Origin of the sequence: Klebsiella sp. 10 (genome assembly GCF_018223925.1) — a bacterium.
GTDB classification, from domain to species: domain Bacteria; phylum Pseudomonadota; class Gammaproteobacteria; order Enterobacterales; family Enterobacteriaceae; genus Klebsiella; species Klebsiella pneumoniae.
Genome location: NZ_JAGRRB010000008.1, coordinates 336,243 through 361,828, shown reverse-complemented (window position 1 = coordinate 361,828; position 25,586 = coordinate 336,243). Strand labels below are relative to the sequence as shown.

The window sequence follows — 25,586 nt, the reverse complement described above, 5'->3', positions numbered from 1 at the left end:
TGTTTGTGTGAAGTGATTCACATCTGCCGTGTCGATGGAGGCGCATTATAGGGAGCTCTCCGGGAATGACAAGCGGAAAAATACAATTTTATTTCAACCGCTCATCTTTTAAACGCAACGCTTATTTTTGCTGCTTTTTAATCGCCGCCGGCAGCTCTGCCAGGCTATTTAGCACCCAATCCGCCGCTTTTTCCGCTTCTTCAGTCAGGGGCTTACCGGTGCGCACCAGTACTTTAGTCCCGACATCCGCAGCCGCTGCCGCCTGCATATCTTCCAGTTTGTCCCCTACCATATAAGAAGCAGCCATATCGATATGCAGATAGTCGCGGGCGGAAATCAGCATCCCCGGATGCGGTTTACGACAATCACAGGTCTGGCGGTACTCCTCAACCGCACCCTGCGGGTGATGCGGGCAATAGTAGATACCGTCGAGGTCGACGCCGCGGTCTGCCAGAGACCAATCCATCCATTCGGTCAGCGTTTCAAACTGGGCTTCGGTAAATTTACCGCGGGCAATACCGGACTGGTTAGTGACCAGCACCAGCGCGTAGCCCATCTCTTTTAGTTCGCGCATCGCGTCAATGACGCCATCGATAAATTCAAAATTGTCGATTTCGTGGACGTAGCCATGATCGACATTAATAGTGCCGTCACGGTCGAGAAAAATTGCGGGTACTGACTTTGCCACCGGTTTGCTCCTGAAAAAGACTAGTGCCGCTAGTATCGCATGTTTCCGCATGCAAGAAAGTGCTCATTATAAAGAGTCAGATTGATTTAGACGTCTGGATGCCTTAACATCCATTTCATTGCCAGGCATCGCCTGGATACGGCAGAAGAAAATGCCACGGCAAACGGCTAAACGATAATAAATAACTGATGATTAAACTTTCCAATATCACCAAAGTATTCCAGCAGGGGAATCGCAGCATTCAGGCGCTGAATAACGTCAGCCTGCATGTCCCTGCCGGACAGATTTACGGCGTCATCGGTGCCTCCGGCGCCGGTAAAAGTACGCTGATTCGCTGCGTGAACCTGCTGGAGCGCCCGACCGAAGGCAGCGTACAGGTTGACGGTCAGGAACTGACTGCCCTGTCGGAGAAAGAGCTAACCCGCGCTCGCCGTCAAATTGGCATGATTTTCCAGCATTTTAACCTGTTGGCCTCGCGGACCGTTTTCGGCAACGTGGCATTACCCCTGGAGCTGGATAACACGCCGCAGGCTGAAATCAAACGCCGTGTCACGGAGCTGCTGGATCTTGTCGGTCTGGGTGATAAGCACGACAGCTACCCGGCCAACCTCTCCGGCGGCCAGAAACAGCGCGTGGCGATTGCCCGCGCGCTGGCCAGCAATCCTAAAGTATTGCTGTGCGATGAAGCCACCAGCGCCCTGGATCCGGCCACTACCCGTTCCATTCTCGAACTGCTGAAAGACATTAACCGTCGCCTGGGACTGACCATCCTGTTGATCACCCATGAAATGGACGTGGTTAAACGTATCTGCGACTGCGTGGCGGTCATTAGTAATGGTCAACTGATCGAGCAGGACACCGTGAGCGAAGTCTTCTCCCATCCGAAGACGCCGCTGGCTCAGCAGTTTATTCAGTCCACTCTGCACCTCGATATTCCGGATGACTATCAGGCGCGCCTGAAACCTACCGCCACAGCGGATAGCGTACCGATGCTGCGCATGGAATTTACCGGCCACTCCGTCGATGCGCCGCTGCTCTCTGAAACCGCGCGTCGCTTCAACGTGAATAACAACATTATCAGCGCGCAGATGGATTATGCCGGCGGGGTGAAGTTCGGCATCATGCTCACCGAAATGCACGGTACACAGGAAGACACTCAGGCGGCCATCGCCTGGCTGCAGGAACATCATGTAAAAGTAGAGGTATTGGGTTATGTCTGAGGCAATGATGTGGCTGCTGTTGCGCGGCGTATGGGAAACGCTGGCAATGACTTTTGTCTCTGGCTTCTTCGGTTTTGTCCTCGGCCTGCCGGTGGGCGTGCTGCTGTACGTGACCCGTCCGGGGCAAATCGTCGCCAATGCCAAACTGTACCGCACGCTGTCGGCGCTGGTGAATATTTTCCGCTCCATCCCGTTCATTATCCTGCTGGTCTGGATGATTCCGTTTACCCGCGTGATCGTCGGTACCTCTATCGGCCTGCAGGCAGCGATTGTGCCATTAACAGTTGGCGCCGCGCCGTTTATCGCCCGCATGGTGGAGAACGCCCTGCTGGAAATCCCCACCGGCCTTATTGAAGCCTCCCGCGCAATGGGCGCCACGCCGCTGCAGATCGTGCGCAAAGTCCTGCTACCTGAAGCACTGCCGGGTCTGGTCAACGCCGCCACCATCACGCTCATCACGCTGGTGGGTTATTCCGCAATGGGCGGCGCGGTGGGCGCCGGTGGCCTGGGTCAGATTGGTTATCAGTATGGCTATATTGGATATAACGCCACCGTGATGAATACCGTACTGGTATTGCTGGTTGTTCTGGTTTATTTAATTCAATTCTCTGGCGATCGCATCGTCCGGGCTGTGACTCACAAATAACGTTATTGGCAGACAACACTCATTCTTACAGGAAGGAAATAACATGGCCTTTAATTTCAAAACTTTTGCGGCAGTCGGCGCGTTAATCGGTTCTCTGGCGCTGGTGGGTTGCGGTCAGGATGAAAAAGATCCGAATCATATTAAAGTCGGCGTTATCGTCGGGGCGGAACAGCAGGTCGCTGAAGTTGCGCAGAAAGTGGCAAAAGAGAAGTATGGCCTCGATGTTGAGCTGGTGACCTTCAACGATTACGTTCTGCCGAACGAAGCGCTGAGCAAAGGCGATATCGACGTGAACGCCTTCCAGCATAAACCGTATCTCGATCAGCAGATTAAAGACCGCGGCTATAAGCTGGTGGCTGTCGGTAACACCTTCGTCTACCCGATCGCGGGTTATTCGAAGAAAATCAAATCGCTGGACGAACTGCAGCCGGGCTCGCAGATCGCCGTCCCTAACGATCCGACCAACCTCGGTCGTTCTCTGCTGCTGCTGCAGCAGGTGGGCCTGATCAAACTGAAGGATGGCGTAGGCCTGCTGCCGACCTCGCTGGACATCGTCGAGAACCCGAAAAACCTGAAGATTGTTGAACTGGAGGCGCCGCAGCTGCCGCGTTCCCTGGACGATGCGCAGATTGCGCTGGCCGTTATCAACACCACTTACGCCAGCCAGATTGGCCTGACCCCGGCGAAAGACGGCATCTTTGTTGAAGGTAAAGAGTCTCCTTACGTGAACCTGATTGTGGCGCGTGAAGACAATAAAGATGCTGAGAATGTGAAAAAATTCGTTCAGGCTTACCAGAGCGATGAAGTTTACGAAGCAGCGAACAAGATCTTTAACGGCGGTGCCGTGAAAGGCTGGTAATCTTTTCTCACCGTAATATCATTCAGGACGGGCTTCACGCCCGTCTTGTCATTTATGCAAGCACCTGATTCAATAACGCCCTGTTTTTTATTCATTGAGGAAATACTATGCGTGCTTTACCGATCTGTTTGTTAGCACTCATGTTAAGCGGTTGTTCCATGCTAAGCAGATCTCCCGTTGAGCCTGCTCAAAGCACTGCAACCCCGCCGGTTAAATCTGAGCCGAGCAAACCGCGCGCCACCCGCCCGGCCCCAGTACGTATTTACACCGATGCGTCAGAGCTGGTTGGTAAACCGTTCCGCGATCTGGGTGAAGTATCTGGCGAGTCCTGCCAGGCTTCGAATCAGGATTCTCCGCCGAATATCCCCACCGCGCGCAAGCGCCTGCAAATTAATGCCGCGCGTATGAAAGCCAATGCCGTCCTGCTTCACCGCTGCGAAGTGACCAGCGGTACGCCAGGCTGCTACCGTCAGGCCGTTTGCCTGGGTTCAGCGCTTAACGTCTCGGCGCAATGAGCGCATTTCAGTTCGCGCAAATAGGCGTCATCCGTTCGCCGTATAAAGAGAAGTTTGCCGTTCCTCGCCAGCCAGGCCTGGTGAAACACGGCGGCGGAGAACTCCATCTGGTCGCGCCCTATAACCAGGCCGACGCCGTGCGTGGCCTGGAGAGCTTCAGCCATCTGTGGATCCTGTTTGTGTTTCATCAGACAATGGAAGGCGGTTGGCGTCCGACGGTGCGACCTCCCCGACTGGGCGGCAATGCGCGGATGGGCGTCTTCGCCACCCGTTCAACGTTTCGCCCTAATCCCATCGGCATGTCGCTCGTTGAGCTCAAGGGCATTCGCTGTCAGAAAGATCAGGTAATACTGGAACTCGGCAGCCTCGATCTCGTCGACGGGACGCCGGTGGTTGATATCAAACCGTATCTTCCTTTCGCCGAAGCCCTGCCGGACGCCAGCGCCAGCTATGCACAGCAGGCGCCGCTGGCGGGTATGAACGTCAGCTTTACGCCGGAAATAGACGCACAGTTACTCACGCTGGAAAAACGTTACCCACATATCAAAGCGTTTATCCGCGAGGTGCTGGCGCAGGATCCGCGTCCGGCCTACCGAAAAGAGGAACAAGCGGGAAAAACGTATGCCGTCTGGCTGCTGGATTTCAACGTCCGCTGGCGGGTGATTGCCTCCGGTTTTGAAGTCTTTGCCCTCGAAGCGCGCTAATTTTATTTTCCTCTCTTTTGGCATCTTTGCCACACTGGTAAACTAAACCACTTTTTTTGTTTCAGGCTGGGCAACCAGCCTGTTCCGCTCGTTTAACTGGAACCGTTACAACATGCGTACTAGCCAATATCTGCTCTCCACTCTGAAGGAGACACCTGCCGACGCCGAGGTAATCAGCCATCAGCTGATGCTGCGCGCCGGGATGATCCGCAAGCTGGCCTCCGGGTTATACACCTGGCTGCCGACCGGCGTGCGCGTCCTGAAAAAAGTCGAAAACATCGTGCGTGAAGAAATGAACAACGCCGGTGCGATCGAGGTGTTAATGCCGGTCGTTCAGCCATCTGAACTGTGGCAGGAGAGCGGGCGCTGGGAGCAGTACGGCCCGGAACTGTTGCGCATTGCCGATCGCGGCGATCGTCCGTTCGTCCTCGGCCCAACCCACGAAGAGGTCATTACCGATCTGATCCGCAACGAGCTGAACTCCTATAAACAGCTGCCGCTGAACTTCTATCAGATCCAGACCAAATTCCGCGACGAAGTACGCCCGCGTTTCGGGGTGATGCGCTCCCGTGAATTCCTGATGAAAGATGCCTACTCTTTCCATACTTCGCAGGAATCGCTGCAGGAAACCTACGACGCGATGTATGCCGCTTACAGCAAAATCTTCAGCCGTATGGGGCTGGATTTCCGCGCGGTACAGGCTGACACCGGTTCTATCGGCGGCAGCGCCTCTCATGAATTCCAGGTGCTGGCGCAGAGCGGCGAAGACGATGTGATCTTCTCCGACAGCTCCGACTACGCGGCAAACATCGAGTTTGCGGAAGCCGTTGCGCCGAAAGAGCCGCGCGCAGCCGCCACCCAGGAGATGACCCTGGTCGATACGCCGAACGCCAAAACCATCGCCGAGCTGGTGGAGCAGTTCAACCTGCCGATTGAAAAAACCGTGAAAACTCTGCTGGTGAAAGCGGTTGAAGATAGCGCTTCCCCGCTGGTTGCCCTGCTGGTGCGCGGCGATCACGAGCTGAACGAAGTGAAAGCGGAAAAACTGCCGCAGGTCGCCAGCCCGCTGACCTTCGCCACCGAAGAAGAGATCCGCGCCCTGGTGAACGCCGGTCCGGGCTCCCTGGGCCCGGTGAACATGCCGGTTCCGGTGATTATCGACCGTACTGTAGCAGTGATGAGCGATTTCGCCGCTGGCGCCAATATCGATGGCAAACACTACTTCGGCATCAACTGGGACCGCGATGTCGCGACGCCGGAAGTGGCCGACATCCGTAACGTCGTCGCCGGCGACCCGAGCCCGGACGGTAAAGGTACCCTGCTTATTAAGCGCGGTATCGAAGTGGGTCATATCTTCCAGCTAGGGACGAAGTACTCCGAGGCGATGAAAGCCGCGGTCCAGGGCGAAGATGGCCGTAACCAGATCCTGACCATGGGCTGCTATGGTATCGGGGTGACTCGCGTGGTAGCGGCGGCGATTGAGCAGAACTTTGACGATCGCGGTATCGTCTGGCCGGATGCGATTGCGCCGTTCCAGGTGGCGATCCTGCCGATGAACATGCACAAGTCTTACCGTGTGCAGGAGCTGGCGGAGAAACTGTACGCCGAGCTGAGCGCCCAGGGTATTGAAGTGCTGATGGACGATCGTAAAGAGCGTCCGGGCGTGATGTTCGCCGATATGGAGCTGATCGGTATCCCGCACACCATCGTGCTGGGCGATCGTAACCTCGACAACGATGATATCGAATACAAGTATCGTCGCAACGGTGAGAAGCAGCTGATTAAGACCGGGGATATTGTGGAATATCTGGTTAAAGCGATAAAAGGCTAACACCCACCTCAGGGCCCTGAACGGATGTCAGGGCCTTTTTTTTACAAGGACAGTACCAATGACTGCACATCTCCTCCGCAGCGGACTGCTTACTTTTGCCCTGCTCCTGCTTACCGCCTGTACCCTGGACGTCGGCCGCAGCTCGCCTTCCACATCTGCTGCCGATGACCATTCATCATCCTGGGCTGTTACCCTCCAGCGTCAAAGCTCGATTGCCGGCAGCGGACTGCGCGAAATCGCCGAAAGCGACCTGCGCTCCGGCGATCTGCTGTTCTCCTCCAGCCTGGGCGTCACATCGCTTGGGATCCGCGCCTTCAGCGCCTCTTCCGTAAGCCACGTCGCGCTGTATGTTGGCGAAGGTCAGGTTGCGGAAGCCACCGGCGCCGGCGTACAAGTGATTAGCCTTCAGCAGGCGCTGGCGCACAGCGATAAACTCTTTGCTCTCAGGGTGCCTGACCTGACGCCGGACCAGGCGACGACGATGAAAAGTTTTGCCTGGCAGGTCAAAGACAGCGGGTATAACTATCGCGGCATTATTCAGTTTATCCCTTATATGGTCACCAAACCGCTCTGCTCGCTCAACCCCTTCTCACGAGACTTTCGCCAGCAGTGCGTCAGTGGCCTGGCCAAAGCGCAGCTGGGCGATGCGGCAAGCGGCGACAAGAAAGCGTGGTTTTGCTCGGAGTTTGTCAGCGAGGCCTTTGTCCGAGCCGGGCATCCGCTGACGCTCGCGCAGGCGGCGTGGATCAGTCCTTCCGATCTGCTGCACATGCGGGAAGGAGACGTCGCCACGTTTAAACCCGAAACGCAGCTCCAGTATGTCGGGCATTTGAAACTGGGAGTTTATCTTCAGGCCGGTAAGCTGGTGGGGCTGAACAAACCGAAGGACGGTGCGGAGTAAAGAAACGATTGACGCTTTTCCGCCAGCCAGATCCACGCTCACTCTTGATGTGACAGGGCTAATAACAGGAGGAAGTAGGTGGTACTGTGCGGGATCATCCCCTGCCCGTTACCCGGACAGGGGCCTGACAATCAATGGCTGCAGTCTTTACCGGGAATAAATTTGCCGGCTTGATCCGTCATCAGCGTTTTCATCATCTCGCCGGTATCCGGGTTCGCTTCGAGAGTAAAGTGCCCTTCTACCACCAGCAGTACCGGGCGAGTATCGGTCCCGCGCGCGACGGCATAATCCCGCTCAAGCTGGGCATTGTTCGCCACCGCGACGCGTTTACCGGTCGCACAATCGGTAAAGGTTGCCGCATCGGCCATATAGAAATACATGCCGCGCATCGCCATCGGCGTCGTCGGCAGGCTGGCCTTCACTGGCTCCAGGGTATAGTTGAGAGGAGACTGAATGGGGCTTCCGTTGCGGTCGAGCATCTCCAGCTTGTCGCCTTTCGCGCGAAAGTAAGATTTCTCGCCCTTGCTGTTGGTCAGCACCAGCTTATCCGCGGTACGTGCCCAGGTGCCGTACGAGGCAAAGGATGACGGCTCACGACGGGCGCCCTGGTAGTGCTCATTCATCACCCAGGTCCCGTCTTTTTCCAGGAACAGCGAGGTGTCGATACCTTCGCAATCCGCGCAAGGCAGCACGCCTCGCCAGCTTTGCTGCATCGGCTTGAGCTCTTCCATCGCCGCTGGCTGGACCGTGTCAGTCTCGGCGCGATGGTTACAACCAAACAGCGCGAACAGCGAACAGGCCGCTATCACGGAGAATACGATTTTCTTCACTTTGCTTTCCTTATCATCCATTTCACCCGTTCGCCGACGCCTTCACTGGCGAACTTTCCCACGCAGCGCCTTGACTGAGGACTTCTGTGCCTTGGAAGCAAGGCGTCGCTCTTTCGATGCCCGAGTCGGTCGCGTCTCCCGGCGACTTTTTTGCACTGCGGTTAATTCTTTAATAAGGGCCACCAGCCGGGCGATCGCCGCTTCACGGTTCATCTCCTGGCTGCGGTATTCCTGAGCCTTAATGATAACCACACCGTCAGCAGAAATTAAGTGGTGGCTGGCGGCGAGCAGGCGCTCTTTATAAAACTCCGGCAGGCTTGAAGCTTTAATATCAAAGCGCAGATGGATCGCCGTCGACGCTTTGTTTACATGCTGCCCCCCTGCTCCCTGGGCGCGAATGCCTGACAAGACGATTTCGTCGTCGGCAAGGGCTACGCTGCGGCTAATAGTAATCATGCCGACGCTTGCCAGGCGGTAAGCTGAATTTCCAGATTATTCCGAGCGTCGGATAACCAGATACTGCCCTCCTGCAGAGTGGCCTGCAGCGTCATGGTACGGTCGGCAAAGGCGCTAAGCAGTGCCAGTTGCGCATCATCAAGATACCAGATGGTCAGCTTCGGGTACGCCGCAAGCTTGCTCTGATTCTGCTGCCACCAGATTTCAGCTGCCCGGCTATTATAGGCAAACAGCGCCACCGCCTGCGCCCGTGAGCAGGCTTTCTTAATCCGCCGCTCATCCGGCAGACCCAGTTCGATCCACAGATCGACCCCGAGATGATCGTTAAGCAGCCACAGCTCCGGCTCGTCATCCGACGACAGACCGCGGGTAAACTGTAGCCGTTCATCGGCATATTTGATCCATGCCAGCAGGCGCAGCATCATGCGCTCCTGGTTTTCTGACGGATGCTGAGCCAGCGTCAGGTTAGCATCCAGAAACTGGTTGCGATCCAGATCGGCTACATTTACCGCAGCTTTATATATTGTCGCTTTCAGCGCCATGAATAAACTCCTGAAAAGAATGGCGTACATTGTAGCGAAACTGGCGGCAAAAGGCTGTCGTCAATCGCAGCAACCTGTTTCATCCTGCTGAAATTGCTTAAATGACTATGATATAGTTCCCTTGCTAAACAGAGTTTATCTTCGTAGGCTTAAACTTGCATCCCACGGTTGAGTCAGAACGCTGACAGGAGGGCATGTGGACCACTATTGTGAGTTAATACGCAAGCGGTATGCGGAAATAGCCAGCGGAGACTTAGGGTATATCCCGGATGCGCTGGGTTGCGTGTTGAAAGTATTGAATGAGATTGCGGCGGATGAGGCCCTTTCGGAGTCAGTCAGGGAAAAGGCCGCTTATGCGGCAGCAAACTTACTGGTGAGCGATTATGTCAATGAATGATACTTATCAACCCATTAACTGCGATGATTACGACAACCTGGAGCTGGCCTGCCAGCATCACCTGGTGCTGACGCTGGCGCTGAAGGATGGCGAACAGCTGCAGGCAAAGGCCAGCGATCTTATCTCGCGAAAAAATATCGAGTATCTGGTGGTCGAACTCGCCGGCAACGTCCGCGAGCTGCGCCTGGATAAAATCGCCAGCTTCAGTCACCCGGAAATCGGCACCGTGGTGGTGAGCGAATCCTGAATCAAAAACGGGCTTAATCGCCCGTTTTCTTCCACATCAGCCTGACCCCTTCCCCGTCCTTCACTTCACCTTCTGTGGTCACAAACAGATCGTCCGCTGCGGCAATCGGCGTTTCGCCGTAAAACAGCAGCGGCGTGGTGTCTCGTCGCCACGGAGCAACGCCCAGCTCCTGCCAGAGCTTCTTAAGCTTGCGTCCGCCATGGCGCCCGACAATATGCAGGTGGCCGCTGGCGCGAAAGCGGACGGTGACCGGCTCATCCGCCGACGGCGGGCGCAGCCTGCCGCCGGGCTGCAGCGTCAGCTCGCCGAGACCGTCCGCCAGCCGCAGCGGCTGGCGCCAGTCGGGCCAGCGCTGAACGCTGTCCGTCTGACCGGGAAGATACTTCACCCAGTACAAACGCTGTTGAAAACGGCGGACGGTAAATTCCCCCAGCCGCAGACAGGGGCTGGCATCTTCCCGCGCCAGCGCCACCTCGTGCCAGAGGCGCTCAGGCACCTCGCGGGCGGGCATCGGCGCCTGCTGCCCGGCGAGCCAGCGACGCAGCAGCGCCGCTCGGCGCGGCGGACTCATCGTCGCCAGCGGCGCGATAGCCAGCGAGCCATCTTCGGCCACCAGCGACGCCAGCTCCGCCGCCAACATCTCGTCCAGCAGTTGTTCCTGCTCGGCGCACAGGCTGGCGCTGCGGGCGACGGCCTCGCTAAAGTGCGGCCAACGCTCGCGCAGCACCGGGATCACCCGCAGGCGCAGGAAATTGCGGTCATAGGTATCATCCTGATTACTCTCATCTTCGATCCACGACAGCTGATGGGCGAGCGCCCACTGGCGTAGTGATTCGCGGGTTTCATTGAGGAGAGGACGCAGTAGTCGACTGCCGGCAAAGGCAGAGGATGGCGCCATCGCCGACAGGCCGGTAGGACCGCTGCCGCGTTTTAACGCCAGCAGCAGGGTTTCGCACTGATCGTCCTGGTGCTGGGCGGTCACTAACACCTCGCCGGCATTGAGCGTATCCTGAAAGGCCTGATAGCGCGCCGCACGAGCGTGGGCCTCGACGCCCAGCCCTCCCCGGGCTAACGTCACGCGATGCACCACCAGCGGCACCTGCCACTGCTGGCAAATCTGCCGACAATGCGCCACCCAGTCGTCTGCGTGGGCGCTAAGGCCGTGGTGAACATGCACCGCCCGCAGCGTCAGCGAGGGATCCTGTTCCCGCAGCAGCACCAGCTGATGCAGAAGAACCGTCGAGTCCAGACCGCCGCTGAAGGCCACCAGCAGCTGGCGATGGGGATGAAGCGTATGCGCAATATCAGCCGTCATATCCACGAACATACCGAGAAGTGATGGCCCGGCACGTTACCGGGCCAGGGCCGCGCTGGCAAGATTTACTGCTGATATATTTCCAGCGGCAGGTCGTCCGGATCGCTAAAGAAGGTAAAGCGTTTACCGGTAAAGGGATCGACACGAATCGCTTCGCACTCCACGCCATGCGCGGTGAGATGGGCTACCGCGGCGTCGATATCATCCACGCTAAAGGCCAGATGACGCAGCCCGCAGGCTTCCGGACGACTGGGGCGGGCTGGCGGAAACGGGAACGAGAACAACTCAATTACATACTCGCCGTTGAGCGCCAGATCGCCTTTCCAGGAATCGCGCTCGGCGCGATAAAACTCACTTTGCAGCGTAAACCCCAGAATATCGCAATAGAACGCTTTACTGCGGGCGTAGTCGGTCGCAATGATGGCAATATGGTGAACCCGTTTCAAACCCAGCATGGTTAAACTCCTTCTGTTAAGCCAGCCACGTTACTCGTGCGCGCCGTTAACGCGCAAGCCTTTCGTCATTTTTTAAGACTCGTACCCGATACACACCGTCCTCATCGCGCTTGGCGCCGTGAATATCGGTCTCAAAGCCCGGGTAATGACGGCCGATAGAGCAAAGCATCAGCAGAAAATCGAGCACCGCCCGGCTTTCCTCGGTGATCATCTCTCCCGGCATCAGCAGCGGAACCCCCGGCGGATAAGGGAGGATCATGTTGGCCGAAATCCGCCCCACCAGGTTCTCCAGTTCAATAGTTTCCACCTCCCCCTTGATCTGGCGCTGCCAGGCGTGATGCGGCGTCATTTTCATTTCCGGCAGGACGTCAAAGGCGCTGAGCATCAGCTGCGGCAGCTGATGCTGACGGATCAAGCGGTGGATCCCCTGCGCCAGATCCTGGATCCGCATGTTGCGGTAGAAGTCGGGATCTTCGGCGTACAGATCCGGCAGCATATTTTTCACCCGCAGATTGAGATCGTAGGCGCGTTTAAACTCGGTCAGGCCGCGCAGCAGCCCCATCGCCCGGGTTTTATCGATGCCGATACTGAACAGGAACAGCAGATTGTAGGGGCCTGTTTTCTCTACCACCACGCCCCGCTCGTCGAGAAACTTCGCCACCAGCGCCGCCGGGATCCCCTCTTCATCCATATTCCCCTGCTCGTCCATGCCCGGCGTCAGAATAGTGACCTTCACCGGATCGAGATACATATGATCCGCATCGGCATCTTTGAAACCGTGCCAGTCCTCGCCCGGCGCTACCGGCCAGCACTCGGCTTTATCCACGGCTTCCGGCTGCCAGATATCAAAGAACCAGACGTCCGACTCCTCGCGCAGTCGCTGCACCTCTTTGCGGAAGTCCAGCGCCCGCTCAATGGAGCGCTGGATCAGACGTTTACCGGAGTTGCCGCGCAGCATCGCCGCCGCGGTCTCAATCGACGCGACGATGGGGTAGCTCGGCGACGTAGAGGTATGCATCATAAAGGCTTCGTTAAAGGTCTCTTCATCATAGTTGCCTTTAATGTGGATCAGCGAGGCCTGCGACAGCGCGGCCAGCATCTTATGCGTCGACTGCGTCTCGAAGATGACTTTCCCGGGGATCCGCTCCCCGCTCATACCGCTTTTCCCCTGATATATCGGATGGAAATGGGTATAGGGCACCCAGGCGGAATCGAAATGGATCGACGGGACATCGAGCGTCTCCTTAAGCCAGGTGGTGTTATAGAGCAGACCATCGTAGGTGGAGTTGGTGATCACCGCATGCACGGGCCACTGCGCCCCGCCCGTGTCGCGCACTTTCTGCTGAATGCTGTCGCGGGTAAATTCGCGCCGGGGGATACCGCCGAGGATCCCCAGCGCGTTGCGGGTCGGCTTCAGCCACAGGGGAACCACATCGCTCATCATCAGCAGGTGGGCCAGCGATTTGTGACAGTTACGGTCAATCAGCAGGGTGCTGCCGGCGGGCGCCGAGTACATGCCGACAATTTTATTGGACGTCGAGGTGCCGTTGGTCACCATATAGCTTTGCTCGGCGCCAAAGGCGCGCGCGATATACTCCTCCGCCTCCAGGTGCGGGCCGGTATGATCCAGCAGGGAGCCCAGCTCGGTGACCGAAATCGAGACATCCGCCTTCAGCGTATTCCCGCCAAAAAAATCATAGAACAGGCAGCCCACCGGGCTTTTCTGATAGGCGCTGCCGCCCATATGACCCGGCGTACAGAAGGTATATTTTCCCTCCTGGACATAGTTGAACAGCGCGCGGGTAAACGGCGGAGTGATATTCTCCAGGTACTCGCGGGTGTACTGCCCAATGCGGGTGGCGATCTCTTCGGAGAGTCCCAGCGCATATTCGAAGAACCACAGCGTCATGCGCAAATCCTGACTGCTGACATCCATCGTCGAGTGGGCGTTAATAAAGGCGTACAGAGGAAGGTATTCATTGAGCTGATTGATATCGCTGCACAGATCGACGCTGTATTCATCCCAGTCGAAGATCACCCCGCAGATGCGCGGGTTGTGCTCGATAAACTGCAGCAGGTCGGCGCTGTTTTGCGGCCAGATGGTCTGGAAGCCCTGGCGCTGCAGCGCCGCTTCCAGTTCTTTGATCGGCTCGTCTTTGTGGTAGACGCCGTGAGGCCCCATGATGGCGATGATATTCACGCTTTCCTCCTGGTATTAACCTAAGTCAAGCATCATAGCAATCCCCCGAGCGCATCGCACATAAAAAAAGGGCCGGAAAATCCGGCCCTTAGTGTTAAGTCCTGACGAAAAAGTTAAGCGTAACCGTAGCTCATCAGACGCTGATAGCGGCGGTTCAGCAGCTCTTCTTCGCTGAGCAGATCGAGGTCTGCCAGGTCTGCCAGCAGCTGCGCCTTCAGGCTTGCCGCCATCGCTTCCGGGTTGCGGTGAGCGCCGCCCAGCGGTTCCGGAACGATAGAATCGATCAGCTTCAGCTCTTTCAGACGCGGGGCGATAATGCCCATTGCTTCCGCAGCCAGCGGCGCTTTATCCGCGCTCTTCCACAGAATGGAGGCGCAGCCTTCCGGCGAAATGACCGAATAGGTGCTGTACTGGAGCATGTTGACCTTGTCGCCCACGCCGATCGCCAGCGCGCCGCCGGAGCCGCCTTCACCGATTACGGTGCAGATAACCGGCACGCTCAGACGCGACATCTCACGCAGGTTGCGGGCGATCGCTTCCGACTGGCCACGCTCTTCCGCGCCGACGCCCGGGTAGGCGCCCGGGGTGTCGATAAAGGTGATGATCGGCATTTTAAACCGCTCAGCCATCTCCATCAGGCGTAGCGCTTTGCGGTAGCCTTCCGGCGCCGGCATCCCAAAGTTGCGGCGAATTTTCTCTTTGGTTTCACGACCTTTCTGGTGGCCGATGATCATCACCGGACGACCGTCAAGACGCGCGATACCGCCGACAATCGCTTTATCGTCAGCGAAGGCGCGGTCACCGGCCAGTTCGTCAAATTCGTCGAACGCCAGGCGGACATAATCCAGGGTGTAAGGACGGCGCGGGTGGCGCGCCAGTTGCGCAACCTGCCATGCACCGAGATCGGCGAAGATTTTGCGCGTCAGCTCTACGCTTTTCTCACGCAGACGATGCACTTCTTCGTCGATGTTAATATCCAGTTTCTCATCCTGACGGCTTACCGCAGTCAGGGAATCGATTTTCGCTTCCAGCTCTGCAATCGGCTGTTCAAAATCTAGGAAATTCAGACTCATAGTATTCCTGTATTAGTCAAACTCCAGTTCCACCTGCTCCGAGCCGATAAGGCCCCGCAGATCGTTAAGTAAACGATCGCTCGGAGAGACGCGCCATGTTGCGCCGAAACGCAACCGCGCGCGTGCATCCGCCCTCTGATAGTAGAGGTGCACTGGAATGGTTCCCGAACGGTGGGGTTCCAGAGACTGACGGAGTCGGTTTAAAAGCTGGTCATCAATTTGCCTGTCCGTCAGCGAGATAGCAAGCCCGCGAGCATATTTTTCCCGGGCTTCGTCAATGTCCATGACTTCACGGGCGGTCATTTTAAGCCCCCCGCTAAAGTCATCAAAGCTGACCTGTCCGCTGACGATAAGTATGCGGTCTTTTTCCAGCAACTGCTGATATTTATCCAGCGCGTCGGTGAATAACATCACTTCCAGCCGCCCGGAACGGTCATCCAGGGTACAGATGCCGATACGATTGCCGCGCTTGGTGACCATTACCCGCGCCGCAATCACCAGCCCCGCCGCCGTGGTGACTTTCCCACGTTCGGTCGGATGCATGTCTTTGAGCCTCACGCCGCCGACGTAGCGCTCAATCTCCTTCAGATACTGGTTAATCGGGTGTCCGGTGAGGTATAGCCCCAGGGTCTCCCTTTCACCATCCAGCACCACCTGCTCAGGCCATGGCTGGCAGCTGGCGTAGGATTGCTCAATTTGCTCGGGCTCTTCCGCCAGCACGCCGAACATATCAGCCTGGCCGATGGCCTCGGCTTTCGCGTGCTGGTCAGCGGCTTTCAACGCATCGCCCAGCGAATTCATCAGCGCCGCGCGATGTGGGCCGAGACGATCGAACGCCCCGGACATAATCAGCTTTTCCAGCACCCGACGGTTGAGCTTTTTAATATCGGTTCGCGCGCAGAGGTCGAACAGCTCGCGGAAATAGCCGCCATTGTTGCGCGCCTCAATAATCGCTTCGATCGGTCCTTCGCCGACGCCCTTGATGGCGCCAATGCCGTAGACGATCTCGCCATCGTCGTTAACGTGGAAATGGTACAGGCCGGAGTTAATATCCGGGGGCAGGATTTTTAGCCCCATTCGCCAGCACTCATCCACCAGGCCAACCACTTTCTCGGTGTTGTCCATATCGGCGGTCATCACCGCCGCCATAAACTCGGCCGGGTAGTGCGCCTTAAGCCACAGCGTCTGGTAGGAGACCAACGCGTAGGCGGCGGAGTGCGATTTGTTAAATCCGTAACCGGCGAATTTCTCCACCAGGTCGAAGATTTTCATCGCCAGTTCGCCGTCTATGCCGTTTTTCTTCGCCCCATCCTCAAAGATAGAACGCTGCTTGGCCATCTCCTCCGGCTTTTTCTTACCCATCGCACGACGCAGCATGTCCGCGCCGCCGAGGGTATATCCGGACAGCACCTGGGCAATCTGCATGACCTGTTCCTGATACAGGATGATGCCGTAGGTTGGCTCCAGCACCGGTTTCAGGCTTTCATGCTGCCACTGCACGTCCGGATAAGAGATCTCCTCGCGGCCATGCTTACGGTCGATAAAGTTATCTACCATCCCCGACTGCAGCGGGCCCGGGCGGAACAGAGCCACCAGCGCGATCATATCTTCGAAGCAGTCCGGCTGCAGGCGTTTAATCAGATCTTTCATGCCGCGCGATTCAAGCTGGAAGACCGCGGTGGTTTCCGAGCGCTGCAGCATGTCGAAGCTTTTCTTGTCATCCAGCGGGATGGCGGCGATATCCAGCGGCCCTTCGCCGTTCTTCTCACGGCGCTTGTTGATCATCTCCAGCGCCCAGTTAATGATAGTGAGCGTACGCAGACCGAGGAAGTCGAATTTCACCAGCCCGGCGTATTCCACGTCGTTCTTATCAAACTGGGTAACCGGATGCAGCCCCTGCTCATCGCAATACAGTGGCGCGAAATCGGTGATTTTGGTTGGAGCGATAACTACCCCACCGGCATGTTTACCGGCGTTTCGCGTCACCCCTTCCAGCTTACGCGCCATGTCGATCAGCGCTTTCACTTCTTCGTCCGCCTCGTAGATCTCCGGCAGCTGCGGCTCGGCCTCGAAGGCTTTCGCCAGCGTCATGCCCGGATCGGGCGGCACCAGCTTGGAGATACGATCGACAAATCCGTACGGGTGACCCAGCACGCGACCGACATCGCGGATGACCGCTTTCGCCGCCATGGTACCGAAGGTGATGATCTGCGATACCGCGTCGCGGCCGTACATATCCGCCACGTGCTCGATAACCTGGTCGCGTTTCTCCATGCAGAAGTCGACGTCGAAGTCGGGCATCGAGACACGTTCCGGGTTAAGGAAACGTTCGAACAGCAGGTCGAACTCCAGCGGGTCAAGATCGGTGATCTTCAGCGCGTAGGCCACCAGCGAACCGGCGCCGGAACCGCGTCCCGGGCCAACCGGCACGCCGTTATCCTTCGACCACTGGATAAACTCCATCACAATCAGGAAGTAGCCCGGGAACCCCATCTGGTTGATAACCTGGAGTTCAATATCCAGACGCTGGTCATACTCCGGGCGCTTTTCAGCACGGACGGCAGGATCCGGGAAGAGGAATTCCAGCCGCTCTTCCAGACCCTCTTTCGATTTCATGACCAGGAAATCTTCCGTGGTCATATCGCCGGTCGGGAACTGCGGCAGGAAATATTCGCCAAGCCGCACGGTGACGTTGCAGCGCTTGGCAATTTCAACGCTGTTCGCCAGCGCTTCCGGAATATCGGCGAACAGCTCGCACATCTCTTCCTCGCTGCGCATATATTGCTGCGGCGAGTAGTTGCGCGGCCGTTTCGGGTCGTCGAGCGTAAAGCCGTCGTGGATCGCGACGCGGATTTCATGGGCGTCGAAATCGCTGGTGTCGAGAAAGCGGACATCGTTGGTCGCCACCACCGGCAGGCCGCGCGCTTCCGCCAGCGCCACGGCGGCGTGGAGATAGGCCTCTTCATCCTGTCGACCGGTACGGATCAGCTCCAGAAAATAGCGGTCCGGGAAATGCTCTTCGTAGAAGGCGACGCACTGTTCAACCAGCGGCATATTGCCGCGGATCAGGCTGACGCCGACGTCACCTTTCCGGCCGCCGGAGAGCAGAATCAGCCCTTCCTGATGTTCCACCAGCCAGTCGCGATCGATCCACGGCCCCAGGGCGCCGTAGCCGCGCTGATAGGCACGGGAAATCAACAGGGTCAGGTTCTGGTAGCCGGTGTTGTTCGCCGCCAGCACGGTCAGCTCGGTAAATTCGTCGCCGAGCAGGTCGCACTGCACGTGAAAGTCGGCGCCGACGATCGGCTTAATCCCCGCGCCGTGTCCCGTCCCGTAGAACTTCACCAGTCCGCAGAGGTTGGTGAAATCGGTGATCGCCAGCGCTGGCATGCCAAGCGAGGCCGCCTTCTTCACCAGCGGCCCGGTCTTTGCCAGCCCATCGATCATGGAATAGTCGCTGTGCACCCGCAGGTGTACGAAACGTGGTTCAGCCATCTTTAGATCCCGGTGACTTAGTTGGACGCCAGGCCCAGGGCACGCTTCACCGGGCCAAAACTGCGCCGGTGATGCTCTGTTGCGCCGTGTTCCTGCAGCTTCTGCAGGTGAACAGCGGTGGGATAGCCTTTATGCTGGGCAAATCCGTAGTGGGGAAATGCGAGGTCCAGCGTGGCCATTTCGGCGTCACGAGTGACTTTTGCCAGAATAGACGCTGCGCTGATTTCTGCCACCCGGCTGTCGCCTTTCACCACCGCCTGGGAGGGCATCGGTAGCGACGGACAGCGGTTGCCATCGATCAGGACAAACTCAGGAACAATGCTCAGGCCGGCGACGGCGCGCTGCATCGCCAGCATAGTGGCATGCAGAATATTCAGCTCGTCGATTTCGTGCGGCTCGGCGCGCCCCAGGCTCCAGCACAGCGCTTTCTCTTTAATCTCATCGAACAGCGCCAGACGACGCTTCTCGCTGAGTTTTTTGGAATCATTCAGACCCACAATCGGCTTCGCCGGATCGAGGATCACCGCCGCGGTCACCACCGCGCCAACCAGGGGGCCACGCCCGACCTCATCGACGCCGGCAACCAGATGGGTATGCGGATAGACGAACTCCATCATTGTTTTGCTAACTCCAGTACGGCGTCCGCCGCCTGCTCATCGGCGTTGCAGCGGATCTGCTGATGCAGGGCGCGGAACGTCTCATGCATCTCATGGCTGGTTTTGCCATCGGCCAGCAGCGGCTGCAGAGCGGCTGCCAGCGCCTGGGGCTCGCACTCATCCTGCAGCAGCTCTTTAACCAGTTCGCGACCGGCCAGCAGGTTCGGTAACGAGACATAGTCGGTTTTTACCAACCGCTTCGCCAGCCAGAAGGTGAACGGCTTCATCCGGTAGCCAACCACCATCGGGCATTTCGCCAGCATACACTCCAGCGCTGCCGTCCCGGAGGCCAGCAGCGCGGCGTCGCTGGCGATCATCGCATCGCGCGCCTGACCGTCCAGCATATGCACGATCATATCCGGCGCCGTCTCAGCTTTAATACGCTCAAACTGCTCCCGCCGTTTAGCATTAACCAGCGGCACCACCACCTGCAGATCGGGATAGGTGGTGCGCAGAAGCTGCGCGGTTTTCAGGAAGTCGGCGCTAAGCATTTCGACTTCCGCGCCGCGGCTGCCGGGTAGCAGAGCGAGGCAGCGCACGCTGTGCGGGATCCCTAACCGGTCGCGCGCAGCGCCTTTGTCAGGATCCAGCGGCATCGCATCCGCCATGGTATGGCCAATAAAGCGGCAGGGGACGTTAAATTTGTCATAAAACGCCTTTTCGAAAGGCAGAAAGGCCAGCACCAGATCGGTGGATCTGCCGATTTTGAAAACGCGTTTTTGTCGCCAGGCCCAGACCGACGGGCTGACGTAGTGAATGGTTTTGATGCCCTGCTTTTTCAGATTTCCTTCGAGGGTGATATTAAAGTCAGGGGCGTCGATGCCGACGAAGACATCGGGACGCAGCTCGCCGAAGCGGCGGGTCAAATCGGCGCGAATATGGAGTAAGCGACGCAGGCGACCGAGCACTTCAACAATGCCCATCACCGCCAGCTCTTCCATTTCATACCAGGCTTCGCACCCTTCCGCCTGCATTAGCGGCCCCGCCACGCCGACAAAGCGCGCATTCGGGATGCGTGCTTTAAGCGCGCGGATGAGACCAGCGCCTAGAATATCGCCGGAGGTTTCTCCGGCGACCAGGGCAATCGTCAGGGGACGCTGTTCAGCCATTAACGAATCAAGCCGCGGGTAGAACGAGCGAAGAAATCGACAAACGGCTGAACCTCAGGATGCTGAGCAGCCAGTTCGGCAATTTCCGGCTTGGCTTCTTCCAGCGTTTTGCCGCTGCGGTACAGCAGTTTATACGCGTTGCGGATCGCGGTGATTGCTTCCCGGCTGAAGCCGCGGCGTTTCAGCCCTTCGATGTTAACGCCGAACGGCGTCGCATGGTTGCCCTGGGCAATTACGAACGGCGGAACGTCCTGCGCCACGCCGGAGCAGCCGCCAACCATAACGTGTGAGCCAATGACGCAGAACTGATGCACCGCCGTCATGCCGCCGATAATGACATAATCATCCAGCGAAACATGGCCCGCGAGCGTCGCGTTATTGGCCAGAATGCAGCGATCGCCAAGCGTACAATCGTGCGCCACGTGGGCGTTGATCATCAGCAGGTTATCGTTGCCCACCTTTGTTAATCCACCGCCCTGTACTGTGCCGCGATGAATGGTGACGCTTTCGCGAATGCGGTTGCGATCGCCAATTTCCACCCGGGTCGGTTCGCCAGCATATTTCAGATCCTGGTTAACTTCGCCGATGGAAGCGAACTGATAGATCTCATTGTCACGGCCGATTTTGGTGTGGCCGTTAACGACAACGTGAGACTTCAGCACGGAGCCTTCGCCGATTTCGACGTTAGCGCCAACAATACAAAACGGACCAATGTGGACGTTAGCGCCAATCACGGCGCCTTCTTCTACAATGGCGGTAGGATGAACAAAAGCGGTTTTATCAATCACGTATCAGGCCTCCCGGCTACGCGCACACATCATCGTCGCTTCGCAAACCACTTTACCGTCAACCAGCGCAACGCCTTTGAAACGGGTTAGGCCGCGGCGGGTTTTCTCGAAAGTGACTTCCATAATCATCTGATCGCCTGGTACTACCGGGCGTTTGAAGCGTGCTTCATCGATACCCGCGAAGTAGTACAGCTCGCCTGGTTCCAGTTTTCCGACGCTTTTGAACGCCAGAATCCCGGTGGCTTGCGCCATTGCTTCCAGAATCAGGACGCCCGGCAAAATCGGCTTACCAGGGAAGTGCCCCTGGAAAAACGGCTCGTTTACAGAAACATTTTTTACTGCGCGCAGAAAACGACCTTCTTCAAAATCCAGCACGCGGTCTACCAGCAGGAACGGGTAACGGTGAGGCAGAAGTTCCAGAATCTCTTCAATGTGCAGAGTATGAGTGTCAGTAGTCAAAATACTCTTCCTGTCTAAATGTACTAAAAGGCAATAATAACACGGCCTGCGGCAATCTTTTAGCGAATGCAACAGGCCGGAAATGTCATGTGACCAAATGATGAATTAGTCTTGTTGATTAACCTTGCGCTCAATCGCTTTCAGGCGCTTGCTCATCTCGTCGATATTCATCACCAGCGCAGCGGTTTTACGCCACGCCTTGTTCGGCTGCAGCGGAATACCGGAGGAATATACGCCAGGTTCGCTGATAGGACGCATCACCATCCCCATCCCCGTGACGGTGACCTTATCGCAGATTTCCATATGGCCGTTAATCACGCTGGCGCCGCCAATCATGCAGTAGCGGCCAATTTTCAGGCTGCCCGCCATGATAACGCCGCCAGCGACCGCGGTATTGTCGCCAATCACCACGTTATGCGCAATCTGGCACTGGTTATCGATGATAACCCCGTTGCCAATCACGGTATCGTCCAGCGCACCACGGTCAATCGTGGTGCAGGCGCCGATCTCCACGCGATCGCCAATAATGACGCGACCCAGCTGCGGGATCTTCACCCAGTTACCGCGATCGTTAGCGTAGCCGAAGCCATCCGCGCCAATCACCGTGCTGGACTGAATCAGGCAATTCTCGCCGATCTCAATCTCATGGTAAACGGTCACATTAGCCCACAAACGCGAGCCGGCGCCTATTTTCGTATTTTTCCCAACGAAGCAGCCTGCGCCGATAACTACGTTATCGCCCAGCACTACGCCGGATTCGATAACCGCGTTGGCGCCGATGGCAACGTTACTACCCAGCTTCGCCGACGGATCGATGACCGCGCTCGGCGCGATATCCTGAGCCGGCTGCGGCGTGGTATCCAGAATTTGAGCCATGCGCGCGTAGGTCAGGTAGGGGTTACGCACTACCAGAGCGGCGCTATGGGCAAAAGGTAAATCATCCTGCGTCATCACAACGGCAGAAGCCTGGCAAGCGGCCAGGTGCTCACGGTACTTAGGGTTGACCATGAAAGTGATTTGGCCCGTTTTCGCGCTCTGCATGGACGCAACGCCGGTGATGACGATATCGCCATCACCGTGTAATTCTGCATCCAACTGCTGCGCGAGATCAGCCAGTCGAATTGAAGGCATTACTTATTTAACCTGTTTCAGCACATCAGCGGTGATGTCTTTTACATCGCTGCTGTTATATGCAACGGCATTCGCGTCAACCACCAGATCGATGCTCTGATCTTTCGCTACGCTCTGTACGGCAGTCTGGATACGGGTAACCAGTTTGCCACGCTCTTCGTTGGAACGACGTGCGCGATCCTGTTCAAACGCCTGCGCTTTCTGGGAGAAGGTCTGGCGCTGTGCCATCACGTCTTTTTCCAGTTTGGTACGATCGGCGCCCGGCTTCATGGACTGCAGACGCTGCATTTTGGACTGCAGGTCGCCTTCCATACGCTGCAGTTCGCTAGCGCGGCCTTTGAACTCGTTTTCCAGCGTGTTGGAAACGCCAGTTTTCTGGGCAACCTGTTGGAACAGGCTGTTCATGTTCACCAGGGCAATTTTATCTGCCGCCTGAGCGGAAGTTACCATTGCCAAACCCAGACCTGCAGCTAATAACCACTTTTTCACAATAAACTCCTTACCATCCCATGAGTACCCAGGGGTACCGTTATTTGCGTGGCGAGGCGATAAACGCGTTATCGCCTACGGTCAGCGCTATACTGCACTTGCATTCCGTTGCCGCCAACAATTACCAGGTTTTACCAATGTTAAACTGGAACTGTTCGGCTTTGTCTCCATCGTACTTTTTGAACGGTTGGGCGTAGGAGAAGACCAACGGCCCCAACGGCGACATCCACTGCACGGCAATACCCGCAGACATACGGATGTTGCTCGGATCGCTGTAATCCGGATAACCCGCGTACGCGCTCGAATCCCAGTGAGTATCCCATACGGTACCCATATCCCAGAAGACGGAAGTCCGGACCGAGTTCGCATATTTGTCACTAATAAACGGCGTCGGGGTAATCAGCTCAAGGCTGGCCACCGCCATCGCGTTACCGCCAACCGCATCATCGGATTTACACGGTGCGGATTCGGTGCTCTTACAGTCATTGGTATAACCGCTATCGCCATCATGACGGCTGCTCGACGGGAAGTACACCGCCTTCGGACCAATGGTGTTCGACTGGAAGCCACGCACGGTGCTGGAACCACCGGCATAGAAGTTCTCATAGAACGGCATCTCTTTGCCGCCGATACCATCGCCATAACCAAAGCGCGTACGACCCAGTACTACCCACTGATGATCGTTGTCGATCGGCACGTAGGTCGCGGTATCCAGCGTCGCTTTGTAGTACTCGTTGTCTGAGCCCGGAATGGTCACCTTACCGTTCAGGTTGACGCGCGAACCTTCCGTTGGGAAGAAGCCGCGGTCAAGCTTGTTATAGGTCCAACCGTAGTTGAAGGTGAAGTCATTCGCACTGAACGAGTTCCGGTCGTTGGTGTTGTCCGGATACTGGCCCATCGAGTTAAGGTAACGCCACATTGCCACCTGCGGCTGCATATTGGACAGGGAGTTATGCACATAACCGACGCCGGCGCGCAGCGTGTTGTATTCATTGACCGGGAAGCCCAGCGTAATGTCTGTACCATAGCTTTTGTTGGTATAGTCAGACAGATCCGCATCGTTTGCATCAAAGTCATTATAGAAGACACGACCGCCGAGGCTTACACCGTCTACGGTGAAGTACGGGTTGGTCACCGACAGCTCGGTATAGGTCTGGTAGTCGTTTTTGGTACCGTTGATCCCGACAGCATAGCCAGTACCTAACCAGTTATCCTGCTGAACGCCCGCCTGGAAGCTGACGCCGCTCTCGGTGCCGTAGCCGATACCGAAGTTGAAGCTACCGGTGTTACGCTCTTTCACCTTGTAGACAACGTCGACCTGGTCCGGGCTGCCCGGCACGCGCTGGGTATCAGTATCCACCGTTTCAAAGAAACCTAAACGATTGAGACGGTCTTTACCCTGATCGACGAGGTCGCTGCCCAGCCATGCGCCTTCCATCTGGCGCATTTCGCGGCGCAGTACGGCATCTTTAGAGGTGTCGTTGCCTTCGAAGCGAATTTTACGCACGTAATAACGGTTGCCTGCGTCGACGTTAACGTGCAGCTTAACGGTTTTATCGCTGTCGTTGATCTCCGGCTGCGACTGCACGCGCGGATAGGCGTAACCATAACGACCCAACAGTTTCTTGATGTCGTTTTCCATCTTGGTCACTTTCGCGCCGTTGTACAGTTCGCCTGGCTCAACTTTAGTCAGCGCTTCGATTTCCGCGGAATGGCCAGCGAGGTTGCCCGTCACCTGCACTCCGGAAAACTTGTACTGATCGCCTTCGGTGATGTTGACGGTGATGTAGATCCCTTTCTTATCCGGCGTCAGGCTGACCTGGGTAGAATCGATGTTGAAACGGGCATAGCCGCGATCCAGGTAGTAGCTGCGCAGGGTTTCAAGGTCGCCCGCTAGCTTCTGCTTCTGGTATTTACGGTCGCCGACCACGTTCCACCACGGCACCTCATCGCGCAGCTGGAAGTGGGAGATCAGCTCATCGGTCGAAAACGCATGGTTGCCGACGATGTTGATCTGTTGAATTTTTGCGGAGACGCCTTCCTGGAAGACCAGCTTCAAATCGACACGGTTACGCGGCAGCGGCGTAACGACTGCTTTGACGCTGGCGCTGTATTTACCGACGCTGTAGTAGAAGTCTTCAAGACCCTTCTCGATATCCGCGATGGTCGTGCGGTCAAGCGACTCGCCCACCCGAACGCCTGAGGCCTCAAGGTTCTGCTTCAGCATGTCATCTTTCACCGACTTGTTGCCGGAGAAGGTGATGCTGGCGATCGTCGGACGCTCTTTCACCTGCACCAGCAGGGTATCACCATCGCGCAGGACGCGGACGTCCTCGAAGTTGCCAGTGGCAAACAGCGCGCGAATAGTGTTACTGATATCATCGTCGGTCACCGTATCGCCAGGACGCACTGGCATACTGAGGAGGGCCGCACCAACAGCGACACGCTGCAAGCCTTCGAAATGAATGTCCTTCACCACGAACCCTTCAGCACCGTATACAGTCGCGCTGCTAAACAGCAGCGACGCTATGAGCAACTTTTTCATCGCCATCGTTATTATGCGTTCTTCCTAACAAACTC

General features: G+C 56.9%; 25 protein-coding genes. 9 read left to right on the top strand and 16 right to left on the bottom strand.

What is annotated here, in order from left to right; genetic code table 11:
- Window positions 1-121 precede the first annotated feature (121 nt).
- On the bottom strand, window positions 122-688 hold the full coding sequence (gene gmhB, locus KHQ26_RS10540) for a D-glycero-beta-D-manno-heptose 1,7-bisphosphate 7-phosphatase (protein WP_002889452.1): 567 nt from the start codon (window positions 686-688) through the stop codon (window positions 122-124).
- A 188-nt stretch (window positions 689-876) separates the two neighbouring features.
- Here gmhB and metN point away from each other — a divergent pair, with 188 nt between their 5' ends.
- The 7 genes from metN (at window position 877) to KHQ26_RS10505 (ending at window position 7,364) form a co-directional block, all read left to right on the top strand.
- Window positions 877-1,908 carry a methionine ABC transporter ATP-binding protein MetN gene (metN, locus tag KHQ26_RS10535; RefSeq protein ID WP_002889450.1) on the top strand — a complete coding sequence of 344 codons (1,032 nt, stop codon included), beginning with the start codon at window positions 877-879 and terminating at the stop codon, window positions 1,906-1,908.
- Window positions 1,901-2,554, top strand: a complete 654-nt coding sequence (locus tag KHQ26_RS10530) for a methionine ABC transporter permease MetI (RefSeq protein WP_002889448.1) — start codon at window positions 1,901-1,903, stop codon at window positions 2,552-2,554. Before metN ends, KHQ26_RS10530 begins: the two co-directional genes overlap by 8 nt.
- Window positions 2,555-2,597: 43 nt before the next feature.
- Window positions 2,598-3,413, top strand: a complete 816-nt coding sequence (gene metQ, locus KHQ26_RS10525; RefSeq protein WP_002889445.1) for a methionine ABC transporter substrate-binding lipoprotein MetQ — start codon at window positions 2,598-2,600, stop codon at window positions 3,411-3,413.
- Between the two features lie 107 nt (window positions 3,414-3,520).
- Entirely contained in the window at window positions 3,521-3,928 is a 408-nt protein-coding gene (gene rcsF, locus KHQ26_RS10520) for an Rcs stress response system protein RcsF (protein ID WP_002889443.1), read from the top strand.
- Window positions 3,925-4,632 carry a tRNA (N6-threonylcarbamoyladenosine(37)-N6)-methyltransferase TrmO gene (tsaA, locus tag KHQ26_RS10515; protein WP_004178661.1) on the top strand — a complete coding sequence of 236 codons (708 nt, stop codon included), beginning with the start codon at window positions 3,925-3,927 and terminating at the stop codon, window positions 4,630-4,632. The genes rcsF and tsaA overlap by 4 nt, the downstream gene beginning before the upstream one ends.
- A 112-nt stretch (window positions 4,633-4,744) precedes the next feature.
- Window positions 4,745-6,463: a proline--tRNA ligase gene (proS, locus tag KHQ26_RS10510; RefSeq protein WP_004151928.1), complete on the top strand. Its 1,719-nt coding sequence runs from the start codon at window positions 4,745-4,747 to the stop codon at window positions 6,461-6,463.
- Between the two features lie 58 nt (window positions 6,464-6,521).
- Window positions 6,522-7,364: a YaeF family permuted papain-like enzyme gene (locus KHQ26_RS10505; RefSeq protein WP_004177347.1), complete on the top strand. Its 843-nt coding sequence runs from the start codon at window positions 6,522-6,524 to the stop codon at window positions 7,362-7,364.
- A 131-nt stretch (window positions 7,365-7,495) separates the two neighbouring features.
- On the opposite strand, the gene nlpE is transcribed toward KHQ26_RS10505, so the two are convergent.
- The 3 genes from nlpE to KHQ26_RS10490 are packed head-to-tail and all read right to left on the bottom strand — an operon-like array spanning window position 7,496 to window position 9,192.
- Window positions 7,496-8,194: an envelope stress response activation lipoprotein NlpE gene (gene nlpE, locus KHQ26_RS10500; RefSeq protein WP_004177349.1), complete on the bottom strand. Its 699-nt coding sequence runs from the start codon at window positions 8,192-8,194 to the stop codon at window positions 7,496-7,498.
- Between the two features lie 42 nt (window positions 8,195-8,236).
- The gene (arfB, locus tag KHQ26_RS10495; protein ID WP_002889433.1) at window positions 8,237-8,650 is read right to left on the bottom strand and encodes an alternative ribosome rescue aminoacyl-tRNA hydrolase ArfB; all 414 of its coding nucleotides are present in this window, start codon (window positions 8,648-8,650) and stop codon (window positions 8,237-8,239) included.
- Window positions 8,647-9,192: a YaeQ family protein gene (locus tag KHQ26_RS10490; RefSeq protein WP_211777881.1), complete on the bottom strand. Its 546-nt coding sequence runs from the start codon at window positions 9,190-9,192 to the stop codon at window positions 8,647-8,649. Before KHQ26_RS10490 ends, arfB begins: the two co-directional genes overlap by 4 nt.
- A 196-nt stretch (window positions 9,193-9,388) precedes the next feature.
- Here KHQ26_RS10490 and KHQ26_RS10485 point away from each other — a divergent pair, with 196 nt between their 5' ends.
- Together KHQ26_RS10485 and rof are read left to right on the top strand one after the other, a co-directional pair.
- Window positions 9,389-9,589, top strand: coding sequence for a YaeP family protein (locus KHQ26_RS10485; protein WP_002889429.1), 201 nt, complete (start codon window positions 9,389-9,391; stop codon window positions 9,587-9,589).
- Window positions 9,576-9,836, top strand: coding sequence for a Rho-binding antiterminator (gene rof / locus KHQ26_RS10480; RefSeq protein WP_002889424.1), 261 nt, complete (start codon window positions 9,576-9,578; stop codon window positions 9,834-9,836). Before KHQ26_RS10485 ends, rof begins: the two co-directional genes overlap by 14 nt.
- A gap of 13 nt (window positions 9,837-9,849) precedes the next feature.
- Here rof and tilS read toward each other — a convergent pair whose 3' ends face one another.
- The 12 genes from tilS to bamA all read right to left on the bottom strand — a co-directional run bounded on the left by tilS (window position 9,850) and on the right by bamA (window position 25,557).
- Window positions 9,850-11,163: a tRNA lysidine(34) synthetase TilS gene (gene tilS, locus KHQ26_RS10475; RefSeq protein ID WP_064162730.1), complete on the bottom strand. Its 1,314-nt coding sequence runs from the start codon at window positions 11,161-11,163 to the stop codon at window positions 9,850-9,852.
- 53 nt (window positions 11,164-11,216) lie between these two features.
- The gene (locus KHQ26_RS10470; protein WP_002889387.1) at window positions 11,217-11,606 is read right to left on the bottom strand and encodes a VOC family protein; all 390 of its coding nucleotides are present in this window, start codon (window positions 11,604-11,606) and stop codon (window positions 11,217-11,219) included.
- 46 nt (window positions 11,607-11,652) lie between these two features.
- Window positions 11,653-13,806 carry a lysine decarboxylase LdcC gene (locus KHQ26_RS10465; RefSeq protein WP_004177352.1) on the bottom strand — a complete coding sequence of 718 codons (2,154 nt, stop codon included), beginning with the start codon at window positions 13,804-13,806 and terminating at the stop codon, window positions 11,653-11,655.
- Between the two features lie 113 nt (window positions 13,807-13,919).
- Window positions 13,920-14,879: an acetyl-CoA carboxylase carboxyl transferase subunit alpha gene (accA, locus tag KHQ26_RS10460; protein ID WP_004145855.1), complete on the bottom strand. Its 960-nt coding sequence runs from the start codon at window positions 14,877-14,879 to the stop codon at window positions 13,920-13,922.
- Window positions 14,880-14,891: 12 nt separating this feature from the next.
- Window positions 14,892-18,374 (bottom strand): DNA polymerase III subunit alpha, encoded by a 3,483-nt coding sequence (gene dnaE, locus KHQ26_RS10455; protein ID WP_004177353.1) that lies wholly within the window; start codon window positions 18,372-18,374, stop codon window positions 14,892-14,894.
- Between the two features lie 17 nt (window positions 18,375-18,391).
- Entirely contained in the window at window positions 18,392-18,991 is a 600-nt protein-coding gene (rnhB, locus tag KHQ26_RS10450) for a ribonuclease HII (protein ID WP_002889376.1), read from the bottom strand.
- Window positions 18,988-20,139 (bottom strand): lipid-A-disaccharide synthase, encoded by a 1,152-nt coding sequence (gene lpxB / locus KHQ26_RS10445; RefSeq protein WP_004177355.1) that lies wholly within the window; start codon window positions 20,137-20,139, stop codon window positions 18,988-18,990. The genes rnhB and lpxB overlap by 4 nt, the downstream gene beginning before the upstream one ends.
- On the bottom strand, window positions 20,139-20,927 hold the full coding sequence (gene lpxA, locus KHQ26_RS10440; protein ID WP_004177356.1) for an acyl-ACP--UDP-N-acetylglucosamine O-acyltransferase: 789 nt from the start codon (window positions 20,925-20,927) through the stop codon (window positions 20,139-20,141). The genes lpxB and lpxA overlap by 1 nt, the downstream gene beginning before the upstream one ends.
- A gap of 3 nt (window positions 20,928-20,930) precedes the next feature.
- Entirely contained in the window at window positions 20,931-21,386 is a 456-nt protein-coding gene (gene fabZ, locus KHQ26_RS10435; RefSeq protein WP_004145858.1) for a 3-hydroxyacyl-ACP dehydratase FabZ, read from the bottom strand.
- Window positions 21,387-21,491: 105 nt separating this feature from the next.
- Window positions 21,492-22,517 carry a UDP-3-O-(3-hydroxymyristoyl)glucosamine N-acyltransferase gene (lpxD, locus tag KHQ26_RS10430; protein ID WP_002889327.1) on the bottom strand — a complete coding sequence of 342 codons (1,026 nt, stop codon included), beginning with the start codon at window positions 22,515-22,517 and terminating at the stop codon, window positions 21,492-21,494.
- A 3-nt stretch (window positions 22,518-22,520) separates the two neighbouring features.
- Window positions 22,521-23,006, bottom strand: a complete 486-nt coding sequence (gene skp, locus KHQ26_RS10425) for a molecular chaperone Skp (protein ID WP_002889325.1) — start codon at window positions 23,004-23,006, stop codon at window positions 22,521-22,523.
- A gap of 121 nt (window positions 23,007-23,127) precedes the next feature.
- Window positions 23,128-25,557, bottom strand: coding sequence for an outer membrane protein assembly factor BamA (bamA, locus tag KHQ26_RS10420; protein ID WP_004177357.1), 2,430 nt, complete (start codon window positions 25,555-25,557; stop codon window positions 23,128-23,130).
- Window positions 25,558-25,586: the final 29 nt, after the last annotated feature.